The sequence below is a fragment of the Variovorax sp. 01T439_2 genome, assembly GCF_056398445.1.
The window spans coordinates 1-10,812 of the sequence record NZ_JBFTPJ010000077.1 but is presented as its reverse complement, the minus strand read 5'-3'; the positions used below and the strand labels follow the sequence as shown (position 1 = coordinate 10,812).

General features: G+C 70.2%; 8 protein-coding genes. 2 read left to right on the top strand and 6 right to left on the bottom strand.

Annotation, left to right across the window (positions count from 1 at the left end; genetic code table 11):
* Together AC1DOC_RS05955 and AC1DOC_RS05950 are read right to left on the bottom strand one after the other, a co-directional pair.
* On the bottom strand, positions 1 to 502 hold a 502-nt coding region (locus tag AC1DOC_RS05955), incomplete at its 3' end, for an HAD hydrolase-like protein (RefSeq protein ID WP_478129532.1).
* Entirely contained in the window at positions 495 to 1,607 is a 1,113-nt protein-coding gene (locus tag AC1DOC_RS05950; protein ID WP_478129531.1) for an RluA family pseudouridine synthase, read from the bottom strand. The genes AC1DOC_RS05950 and AC1DOC_RS05955, both read right to left, overlap by 8 nt.
* Positions 1,608 to 2,166: 559 nt before the next feature.
* Between AC1DOC_RS05950 and AC1DOC_RS05945 the strand changes: the two genes are divergently transcribed.
* A complete protein-coding gene (locus AC1DOC_RS05945) occupies positions 2,167 to 5,400 on the top strand; it encodes an Rne/Rng family ribonuclease (protein WP_478083171.1) in 3,234 nt (1,077 codons plus the stop codon).
* Positions 5,401 to 5,514: 114 nt separating this feature from the next.
* Here AC1DOC_RS05945 and AC1DOC_RS05940 read toward each other — a convergent pair whose 3' ends face one another.
* The 4 genes from AC1DOC_RS05940 to hemC are packed head-to-tail and all read right to left on the bottom strand — an operon-like array spanning position 5,515 to position 9,605.
* Positions 5,515 to 6,798, bottom strand: a complete 1,284-nt coding sequence (locus AC1DOC_RS05940; RefSeq protein ID WP_478129530.1) for a heme biosynthesis HemY N-terminal domain-containing protein — start codon at positions 6,796 to 6,798, stop codon at positions 5,515 to 5,517.
* Between the two features lies 1 nt (position 6,799).
* Positions 6,800 to 7,891: a uroporphyrinogen-III C-methyltransferase gene (locus AC1DOC_RS05935; protein WP_418146869.1), complete on the bottom strand. Its 1,092-nt coding sequence runs from the start codon at positions 7,889 to 7,891 to the stop codon at positions 6,800 to 6,802.
* Positions 7,888 to 8,661, bottom strand: coding sequence for a uroporphyrinogen-III synthase (locus tag AC1DOC_RS05930; RefSeq protein ID WP_012746522.1), 774 nt, complete (start codon positions 8,659 to 8,661; stop codon positions 7,888 to 7,890). Before AC1DOC_RS05930 ends, AC1DOC_RS05935 begins: the two co-directional genes overlap by 4 nt.
* Before the next feature lie 17 nt (positions 8,662 to 8,678).
* A complete protein-coding gene (gene hemC / locus AC1DOC_RS05925; protein ID WP_478079644.1) occupies positions 8,679 to 9,605 on the bottom strand; it encodes a hydroxymethylbilane synthase in 927 nt (308 codons plus the stop codon).
* A gap of 82 nt (positions 9,606 to 9,687) precedes the next feature.
* Between hemC and AC1DOC_RS05920 the strand changes: the two genes are divergently transcribed.
* On the top strand, positions 9,688 to 10,812 hold a 1,125-nt coding region (locus AC1DOC_RS05920; protein WP_478129529.1), incomplete at its 3' end, for a phosphoenolpyruvate carboxylase.

Below are 10,812 nucleotides of genomic sequence, written 5' to 3'. Positions count from 1 at the left end.
GGGTGCGTTCGGGCGGCACCTCGAGTTCTTCCATGAGTTCCAGCAGCATGCGCGGATGCGGCTTGCCGAAGGTCTCGTCGGCGGTGCGCGAGGCGTCGAAGCGGTCGCGCAGCGCGACCGACTTCAGCGCCTCGTTCAGGCCGCGGCGCGACTTGCCCGTGGCCACCGCAAGCTTGTGGCCGCGCGCGCGCAGCGCATCGATCATCTGCAGCACGCCGTCGAACAGCACGAGGTCGTCCTGGTGCTGCAGATAGTGGTAGCGGTAACGGGCACCGAGCTCGGCGTATTTTTCCTTCGGCACGTCGGGCGCGGCGCGCGCAAGAGCCTCGGCCAGGCCCAGGCCGATCACCCATGCGGCATCGTTCTCGCTCGGCCTGGCGCCGCCGACGTCGATCACGGCCGCCTGGATGCAGCGCACGATGAGCCGCGTGGAGTCGTAGAGCGTGCCGTCCCAATCGAAGGCGATCAGGTCGAAGCGCAGGGGTCTGGAGGAATCAGTCATTGGCCGTGGGAGTGGGATGTTGGGCGAGCGCTTCGATCGCCTGGGGCGGCATCAACGCATGCAGTTCAGGAGGCAGGCCGGCCTGCAGCGCCACGCGCTCGCCGGTGGCGGGGTGGTTGAACTGCAGCCGCCAGGCATGCAGGAACATGCGCTTGAGGCCGAGCTTTTGCAACACGCGCTGGCGCTCGAAGTCGCCGTACTTGTCGTCGCCCGCAATCGCATGGCCGGCCGATGCAAGGTGCACGCGGATCTGGTGGGTGCGGCCGGTCTTGATGGTGACCGCCAGCAGCGACAGCGGCGCGGCGTCACCCGGCAGCGTGAGCCGCGCCAGCACGCGCACCAGCGTCACGGCCCGCATGGCATCGGGATGGTCCTTGGCGACCACCCGCACGCGGCGCTCGCCGGCGCCCGCGCCGTCGCCCGGCAGCAGGTACTTGGCGAGCGGCGCATCGAGCACCTTCTTGTTGGCGGGCCAGGCGCCCTCGACCAGCGCAAGGTAGGTCTTGCCGGTCTCGCGTTCGCGGAACTGGTCCTGCAGCGCCACCAGCGCGCTGCGCTTCTTGGCCACCAGCAGAATGCCCGAGGTCTCGCGGTCGAGCCGGTGCACCAGTTCCAGGAACTTGGCGCCCGGGCGCGCCGTTCGCAGCTGCTCGATCACGCCAAAGCTCACGCCGCTGCCGCCATGCACGGCCACGCCGGCGGGCTTGTCGATGGCCAGCACCGCGTCGTCCTCCAGCAGCACCGGGAATTCCCGCGCCGGCGCGGGCGGCGTGGCGCCCTCTTCGGCGCGCGGCGATATCCGGATGGGAGGCAGCCGCAGCACGTCGCCGGCCTCGATGCGGGTCYCGGCCTGCGCCCGCCCCTTGTTGATGCGCACCTCGCCCGAGCGGATGATCCGGTAGACATGCGTCTTGGGCACGCCCTTCAGATGGCGAAACAGGAAGTTGTCGAGCCGCTGGCCCGCGGATTCCGCATCGACGGTGATGAACTTGATGGCCGCATGCGGCGCGCCGGCCTCCGCCGCAGCCTTTTGGACTGCGGGGCCTGGAACTGCGGGATTTGGAGCGGCCGCGGGGCCTTGCTTCGCACCTATAATGTTTTTCACCAGCGCGGTCGTGTAAGTGCTTGATTAGACAGAAGTTTAGATCACTGCAGTCAAACGCCCAGGACCATGCTGCGAGGTCGATGCCGCTTTGGCGCCGAGCCTGCAAACCCCGCGCAATTGCGCAAAGTGGCAGGCGTGGCGCCCAAGTCAAGCCGACACCCACGAAACACCGATACGGAATACCCAGCCTGCAGCTTCCAAGCTGCCGGCGGATCGAAGCGAGTCCCTTGTGTTGATGCTGCTGATTCAAATGTGCCTGCGCTGGCCCACCTGGCTTCTGCCAGCGGCCTCAGGCATTGAGTCATCCGCACCGCGCGCCACCATTGCGCAACCAGCTATCAATAAGATAGCTGCTCAACACCGAACCTGGCTCGCGCCCATCCACGCGCCCCCACCCCGGCTGTCTTCCTGAGCTGACGCTCAAGAGGCCTGTCCGCGCTCGGCGCGGCAGCGACAACATCCGGGGCCAAGCGGCAATTCCCCTCGTTTCGCGGGCGTCGTCCGTGCATCGTTGGCCCGTCATGGGCCTGTAGAACGATACATATAAGGACAACGCATCATGAAGCGGATGCTGATCAATGCCACGCAGGCCGAAGAACGCCGCCTGGCCATCGTCGACGGGCAAAAGCTCCTCGACTACGAAATCGAGATCGAAGGGCGCGAACAGCGCAAGGGCAACATCTACAAGGCCGTCGTGACGCGCGTCGAGCCTTCGCTCGAAGCCTGTTTCGTCGACTACGGCGAAGACCGCCACGGCTTCCTGCCGTTCAAGGAAATCTCCAAGCAATACTTCGCCGAAGGCGTTTCCGCCAACCAGGCGCGCATCCAGGACGTCATCAAGGAAGGCCAGGAACTGGTCGTCCAGGTCGAGAAGGAAGAACGCGGCAACAAGGGCGCGGCCCTCACCACCTTCATCTCGCTGGCCGGCCGCTACGTGGTGCTGATGCCCAACAACCCGCGCGGCGGCGGCGTGAGCCGGCGCATCGAGGGCGACGACCGCGCCGAACTCAAGGAGGCGATGGACCAGCTCGAGTACCCCAAGGGCATGAGCATCATCGCGCGCACCGCCGGCATCGGCCGCTCGGCGCCCGAACTCCAGTGGGACCTGAACTACCTGCTCAAGCTGTGGACCGCCATCGACGGCGCGGCCAAGGGCGGCAAGGGCGCCTTCCTGATCTACCAGGAATCCTCGCTCGTCATCCGCGCGATCCGTGACTACTTCAATCACGACATCGGCGACATCCTGATCGACACCGACGACATCTACGAGCAGGCGCAGCAGTTCATGGCGCACGTCATGCCCGAGCATGCCGCCCGCGTGAAGCGCTACCGCGACGACGCGGCGCTGTTCAGCCGCTTCCAGATCGAGCACCAGATCGAATCGGCCTATGCGCGCACCGTGCAGCTGCCCTCGGGCGGCGCCATCGTGATCGACCACACCGAGGCGCTGGTCTCGGTCGACGTGAACTCGGCCCGCGCCATCAAGGGCGGCGACATCGAGGAAACCGCCACGCGCACCAACCTCGAAGCCGCCGACGAAGTGGCCCGCCAGATGCGCCTGCGCGACCTGGGCGGCCTGATCGTCATCGACTTCATCGACATGGACGAGTCGAAGAACCGCCGCGAAGTCGAAAGCCGCCTGCGCGACGCGCTCAGGCAAGACCGCGCCCGCGTGCAGTTCGGCTCGATCAGCAAGTTCGGCCTGATGGAAATGAGCCGCCAGCGCCTGAAGCCGGCGCTCAGCGAAGGCTCGTCGATCCCCTGCCCGCGCTGCGGTGGCTCGGGCCACATCCGCGACACCGAATCGAGCGCGCTGCAGATCCTGCGCATTATTCAGGAAGAGTGCCTGAAGGACAACACGGCCGCCGTGCACGTGCAGGTGCCGGTCGAGGTGGCCTCGTTCCTGCTGAACGAAAAGCGCCCCGAGATCGCCAAGATCGAGCTCAAGCAGCGCGTCACCGTGCTGATGGTGCCCAACAAGACGCTCGAAACGCCGAACTACAAGCTCGAGCGCCTGAAGCACGACGATCCGCGCCTGGACCACATCGAAGCCAGCTACAAGATGGCCGACGAGATCGAGGACCCGACCTCGGTCACGCGCCGCTCGCAGGAGCCCACCAACAAGCAGACGCCGGTCATCAAGGGCGTGCTGCCCGATGCGCCCGCGCCCGTGGTGCCGCCCCGGCCCGAACCGGTGCGTGCGCCGGCCGCCGTGGCCCCGGCACCGGTCGCGCCACCCGTCGCGAGCGCACCGGCACCGGCCGAGACCGGCTTCTTCGCCCGCATCAAGAGTTGGTTCGGCGGCACGCCGGCACCGGCACCCGCACCGGCCGTGATCCCGGTCGAGCCGCCGAAACCCACGCGCCGTGACGGCGGCCGTCCGGGCCGCGACGGCGAAGCGCGCGGCACCCGCGATGGCGAACAGCGCCGCGGTGGCCGCGGCGGCGAAGGCCGCGGTGAAAACGGCAGCCGCTCCGGTGGCCGCGACGGCGAACGCCGCGGCGGCCGCGGTGGCGAGCGCCGTGAAGGACGCGGCAGCGAGATCCGCAGCGAAGCCGCCGCCCAGCCGCGCGAACAACGCGAGCCCCGTGAACAGCGCGAGCTCCGCGAACCTCGCGAGCCCCGTGAAGCACGCGGCCCGCGCGACGGCGAACAGCGCCGCGGTGGCCGCGGCGAGCGCCGCGAAGGCGAAGGCCGCGAGGCACGGCCGGCATCGGCCGAGCCGATCGACGGCAACCTCGAAGCCCAGCAGCTGGCATCGGGCGCACCCGCCGGCGATGAAGGCAATGCGCCGGCAGAACGCGCGCCCCGCGGCCGCGGCGAACGCCGGGACCGTGGCGAACGCGGTGAACGGACCGAACGCGGCGAGCGCAATGGCACCGATGCTCCGCGTGACGCATCCGGCGGCGACAACGTGGCCGCGCAGGACGGCACGCAGGCCGAACGCACCCCGCGCGGGGGCCGCGAAGAGCGCGCGCCGCGAGGCGAGCGCAACGACGGCCGCCGCGAGCGCCGCAGCGAAGGCCAGCCGCGTTTCGCCAACGGCGAAGCGGCACCGGCCAATCTCGACGAAGCCGACATCCGCATCGCCGAGGCCGCCGAAATGGCACCCGCCAATGAAGGCGAAGCCGGCAGCGGCGAGCAGCAGGCACCGCGCCGCGAAGGCGAAGAGCGCCGCGGCCGTTCGCGCGACCGCTACGGCCGCGACCGCCGCGAGCGCGGTCCGCGCGACGACAGCGAAGCCAGCGTGGCCGGCGCATCGGCCGACAACGCCGAGGCCGGCGAAGCACCGGCACGCCAGCAGCCCCAGCCGCTGGCAACAGCCGCACGCGCCGCAGTGCGCGAAGAAGAAGCACGCGAACCGGCACCACGGAGCTACTTCGATCGCCCGGCCGCAGCAGCTCCTGCCGCTCCCGCGGCTCCCGCAGCCACGGTCGCTGCAGTCGCGGCGGCGCCTGTCGCCGTCGAAAGCAGCAGCAGCAGCAGCAAGCCCGCGGCTGCAGCCAACGGCCGTGCACTGCCGAAGGTGCAACCCTTCGAGCTGCCGCTGACCGAACTCGCGCAGATCGCCGAGAGCTCGGGCCTGCAATGGGTGAATTCGGATGCCGAGCGCATTGCACAGGCCCGCGCAGCAATCGCGGCCGAGCCGAAGCCGGTGCACGTGCCGCGCGAGCGCCCGCCTGCGATCGTGCTCGACGACGGTCCGCTGGTGCTGGTTGAAACCCGCCGCGAACTCGGCGCGATGACGCTGCCGTTCGAAAAGGCGCCTTCCGATGCGCAAGGCGTGAACTGAAGAAGAAGCCCGGGCCCGAGGGCTCGGCGGCAATGAAGAACGGCGCCACATCGGCGCCGTTTTTTTATGGGGAACGCAAGAGCGGCAAGCGCCGCAGCGCGCTGCCGATGCCGGTCAGGCCTTCTCGGTCTGCGCTGCGCGCTTCCAGGCTGCTGCAGCCTGCTCTTCGTCGCCGCGCGTTTCGGCCAGTTCGGCCAATGCCAGCCAGGCACGCCGGTACAGCTCCGTGTCCTGCAGGCCCAGGCCGGCCTGCATCAGCAGCTGCTGGGCCTTGCCCCAGAGCTGGCGCTTCATGCAGGCCATGCCCGCGAGGTACTGCAGGTTGGGGTCGCGCGGGTTGTTGCGCTGCGCGGTTTCGATGCGGGCCAGCCAATCGGCATCCACCGAGTCGAGCCCCGCCTCGAGGGCGCGCGCCATCTTGACGCGCAGCGTGTCGCCCAGGCCCCGGGGCTGCGACACCATGCGCTCCCAGGCCGGCAGCAGCCAGCCGCGCGCCAGCGACAGGTCGCCGCGCAGCGCCACCATGCGCTGGGCGGCGTGAATCGCGACCTCGGGCATTTCGCGCTCGGCCGCGTCGAGCTCGGCCCAGGCGCGAAGCAGCTGTGCCGGGTCGTGCGCGCCCGACAGCAGCTCGGTCGCGAGGCCGCGCACGATGCTCTGCGCCGCGCCATCGGAAAATGCCCGGTGCTTGGCGAGCAGGCGCGCCGTTTCCAGCGCTTCGAGCGTGCGCCCGTCCTGGCGCRCCGCCTTCAGCCGGATGCGCAGCGCGAGCGTGCGCCGCTGCACGCCTTGGGGAAGCTCCTCGAGCCGGGCGAGGGCTCCCGCGGGATCGTGGTCTTCGAGTGCCCAGCGCGCAGCGCGCAGCTGCACGCCCTCGCGCGTTTCGGGACTGGCGAGCACGTTGCGCTCGACGCTTTCGTTGAGCGCCTGCTGCAGGTGGGCGTCGCGCGCGGGCCGGTCCTGCAGGGCCTGCGCGCTCTCGGCAGCCAGCAGGTGGGACAGCACGCGCACCTGCTGGGACTGCGGCAGGCTCGCGCCGAGCGCAGCCAGCGTTTTCTCCTGCACCAGCGCGGCCTGCGCGGCCTTGCGCGCGCGCGAGAAGCGGCCCGACAGCAGCTGCACCATGGCGTCCAGCAGGGCCGAGTGCAGCATGCGTTCCTTTTGCTGCAGCCGCCATTGGCGCGCCTGGGTCGGCAGCGAGAACAATGCCGCCAGGCCGCGCAATGCAAGATGGAGCAGCACGAACGCGGCCAGCAGGATGACCAGCACCAGGTTCAGCGACAGGTCGACCCGCCAGGGCGGCCAGAACACGGTGATCGTGCCCTGGTTGTTGCCCGCGAACAGCGCCACCGCCGCCGCGACGGCGAACAGCGCGAGGAGCCAGAGGGCGGCTCTCACCTCAGCGCCCCGCCGCGGCCGTGGCCAGCGCCGACAGCGTGTCGTCGATGCGCGGGGGTTCGGCGGTTTTCATCAGCGCCTGCAGTTGCTGCAGCTGCGTGGCGGCGGCCTGCGTGCGCCGCGATGCGGGATCGAAATAGCGGTTCAGCGATGCGGCCACCGTGGCGAGTTCGCTGCGCGCGGCATCGACCTGCCGCGACAGCAGCGAAAGCCGCGCATTGAGCAGCTTGAGCTTGAGGTTCTCGCGCAGGAAATAGGTCTGGTCGGGTGCCAGCAGCACCGCCTCGGGGCGCTCGATGCGCCCGACCCGCACCAGCGACCGCGCTTCGGCGCGTATCGTCAGCAGCACCCTCTCCCACCAGGCGGCATCGGCCGGAATGGGTTCGGGCTGCCAGGCATTGAGCCCCGAGCCGCGCATGGCCACGGCGTTGAGCGGCGGCAGGTCGTCCACGCTGCGCATCAGCTCGTCAAGCTTTTGCAGTGCCTCGCCGCTGTCGGCGCTCGCGCTGCTGCGCAGCCGGTCGGCGTCGCGCTGCATGGCGCGCTGCAGCGGCGCGAGCCGGGGCTGCGCGGCGCGCGCGATGCGCAGGTCGCCGGACTTGAGGGCCGCGAGCAGGGGCTCGACGCTGCCCGTGACCTGCGCCTGCTGCAAGGCCAGGCGCACGGCCGACTCGATGTCGACCACCAGGTTCTCGTCGCGCGAGCGCGAGAGGCTCTGCATCAGTTCTTCGAGCTGCGAGCGCTGCAGCGCGACCTCGGCAACGCGGGTTTCGGTGAGCGCAGCGCGCGCCGCGGTCTCGCGCACCGTGTCGATGGCCTGGCGGGCGAGCGTGCGCGCCTCGAGCGATTGGGCCAGCGCATCGGCGCTCTGGCGCGCCAGTTGCTCCTGCATGCCGCCGACCTTCTGCCACAGCGAGACGGCCATCACCAGGGCCGCCAATGCCACGATGGCCAGCAGGCCAAAGCCGATGCGCGAGAGCATCGTTGCGGCGGCCGCCTGCGACTCGGGCGACTGCGCCATCGCCAGCGTGGCGGGCACCGGCGCGGCGGCAGATGGGGGGGAGAAGTCGTCGGACGGGGACGCGGCACTCATGTGAAGGATTCTATCGACGCGACCAGGGCTTCCCGCAGCGGCGGGCACACGCGCACCGCACCGAATCCCGCGGCCCGCGCGGCTTCGCCGATGCGCGCATGGGTCGCCACCGCGCATGCCGCATGCCAGCCGGTGCCCGGCATGGCATCGCACAGGTTGGCAATGGCCTCCGAGCTGCTGAACAGCCAGACCGCGCGCCCCGCGGCGCCGTCGAGTGCCAGCGCACGCGCCGCGTCGTCGAAGGATGGCGGCAGGCGCCGGTAGGCGACCACCGTGTCGCGCAACCCCTTTGCGGCGTCGATCTCGCGCGCGAGCCAGTCGCGTCCGCTCGGCTGGCCGGCCGCATCGCCGCCGCGCACGATCAGCACGCGCACGCCCTGGCCGACCTGCCCTTTCACGCGCTCCCACAGCGCCTCGGAGTCGAAGCGGGCGGCGTCGGGAGGCGGTGCGTCGATGGCGTCTTGCGGCACGCCGGCACGCAACAGCGCGCGCGCCGTGCCCGGTCCCGTGGCCCAGAAGCGCGGTCCGGTTGCGCGTTGCCCTTCTTCCGCATGCAGGAAGAAATGCTCGACCGCCGTGGCGCTCACGAACATCAGCGCCGCATAGTCCGCAAGCCGCTTCCACGCTGCGCGCAGCGGCTCCGCGTCGATGGCGGGCTCGATGGCGATCAGCGGCAGCACCTCGGCATCCAGCCCGGCGGCCCGGAATTCGTCCGCCCACTGCGCGGCCTCGCGCGCCGGCCGCGTGACGATGACGGGCTTGGCAGCCATCGCTCTTTGAAGAATCTTCAGTGCGCGCCGGCGTCGCGCAGCAGCGCGGCGGCACGCTCGCCGAGGGCGCCGGCCTGCGCGAAGTCGGCGGCCGGCGCTTGCGCATGGACCCGCACCAGCGCAGCGTTGCCTTCGGGGTCGCCCCAGGCCGCATCGACGCGCAGCGCACCGTCGGCCTGCCAGCGCGCATGGGCCGCCAGCGGCATGGAACAGCTGCCGCCCATCGACCGGCTCACCGCGCGCTCGGCGGCGGTGGCCAGCCAATCGCGCGAATGCGACAAGGTCGCCAGCAGCGCGATCAGGTCCGTGCGGTCGGCCCGCACCTCGATGCCGAGTGCGCCCTGCCCCGCGGCCGGCAGCATGGTGTCGGGATCGAAGGCGGCCCGGATGCGATGCTCGAGCCCGAGCCGCTTGAGCCCGGCCGCCGCGAGCACGATAGCGTCGTAGTGGCCTTCGTCGAGCTTGCGCAGGCGGGTGTCGAGGTTGCCGCGCAGCGGCTCGATGCGCAGGTCGGGCCGCAAGGCGCGCAGCAGCACCACGCGCCGCAGGCTGGAGGTGCCGACGACGGCGCCCTGCGGCAGCTCGTCGAGCGAGGCATGGCGCGGCGACACCAGCGCATCGCGCGGGTCTTCGCGCTCCAGCACGCAGGCCAGCACGAAGCCCTCGGGCAGGTCCATCGGCACGTCTTTCAGCGAATGCACCGCGATGTCGGCGCGGCCTTCCTCGAGCGCGAGTTCGAGTTCCTTCACGAAGAGGCCCTTGCCGCCCACCTTGCTGAGCGACTTGTCCAGGATCTGGTCGCCGCGCGTGGTCATGCCCAGCAGGCTGACCGCGTGGCCCCGTTCCTGCAGCAGCGCCTGCACGTGCTCGGCTTGCCACAGGGCGAGCCGGCTTTCGCGCGTGGCGATCACGATATTGCTCAAGGCCGCTCCCAAAAAGTACATGTTGAAGACCTCTGGAATGCTAGCATGTTGCGCCGCAACAACGCAGGCGGCGCATTCTTTCTAGACCAGGAAAAACATCGAAATGAAAGCCAGCAAGACTCCTGCGCCGCCCAAGCGCCGGCAAGCCGAAGACCAGCCGCTGATCGACGACATCCGGCTCCTGGGCCGCATCCTCGGCGACGTGATCCGCGAACAGGAGGGCGAGGAAAGTTATGCGCTGGTCGAGAAGATCCGCACGCTGTCGGTGGCTTTCCGCCGCGATGCCGACCAGGCGGCCGACCGCGCGCTCAAGAACCTGCTCAAGGGCCTGAGCGCGGCCGAGACGGTGCGCGTGATCCGCGCCTTCACCTATTTCAGCCACTTGGCCAACCTGGCCGAAGACCGGCACCTGATCCGCCGCCGCACCGAGGCCGAGCGCGCGGGCGAAAGCGCCGACGGCGACCTGCAGACCGCCCTTGCGCGCATCCGCAAGGCCGGCGTCAAGCCCGACGAGGTGGTGGCTTCGCTGGCACGCAGCTACGTGTCGCCGGTGCTCACCGCACACCCGACCGAAGTGCAGCGCAAGAGCATCCTCGATGCCGAGCGCGCCATTGCGCAGCTGCTCACCACGCGCGACGAGATCAAGCTGCGCCAGAGCGCCTACGCGGGCGCCAAGGACGCGCTTACGCCGCTCGAGTTTGCCGAGAACGAAACGCAGATGCGCATCCGCGTCACGCAGATCTGGCAGACGCGGCTGCTGCGCTTTTCCAAGCTCACCGTGGCCGACGAGATCGAGAACGCGCTGAGCTACTACGAAGCCACCTTCCTGCGCGAGATTCCGCGCGTCTATGCCGACCTCGAAAAGGCGCTGGGCCAGGGCGGCGTGCTGCCTTCGGTGGCGCCGTTCCTCCGCATGGGCCAGTGGATCGGCGGCGACCGCGACGGCAATCCCAACGTGACGGCCGAAACGCTCGAATACGCGCTGCGCCGCCAGGCCGAGCTGGCACTGCGCCACTACCTCACCGAAGTGCATTACCTCGGCGGCGAGCTCTCGCTGTCCGCCACGCTGGTGGACGTGTCGGTCGAGATGCAGGCGCTGGCCGCGCGCTCGCCCGACACCAGCGAGCACCGCAAGGACGAGCCCTACCGCCGCGCGCTCACCGGCGTGTATGCGCGGCTGGCGGCCACGCTGCGCGATCTCACCGGCGGCGAGGCCGCGCGCCACGCC

Excerpts from the sequence above, each read along its gene's own strand:
- AC1DOC_RS05945 (WP_478083171.1), top strand. The coding sequence starts at position 2,167 with ATGAAGCGGATGCTGATCAATGCCACGCAGGCCGAAGAACGCCGCCTG.
- AC1DOC_RS05935 (WP_418146869.1), bottom strand. The coding sequence starts at position 7,891 with ATGAGTGCCGCGTCCCCGTCCGACGACTTCTCCCCCCCATCTGCCGCC.
- AC1DOC_RS05930 (WP_012746522.1), bottom strand. The coding sequence starts at position 8,661 with ATGGCTGCCAAGCCCGTCATCGTCACGCGGCCGGCGCGCGAGGCCGCG.
- hemC (WP_478079644.1), bottom strand. The coding sequence starts at position 9,605 with ATGTACTTTTTGGGAGCGGCCTTGAGCAATATCGTGATCGCCACGCGC.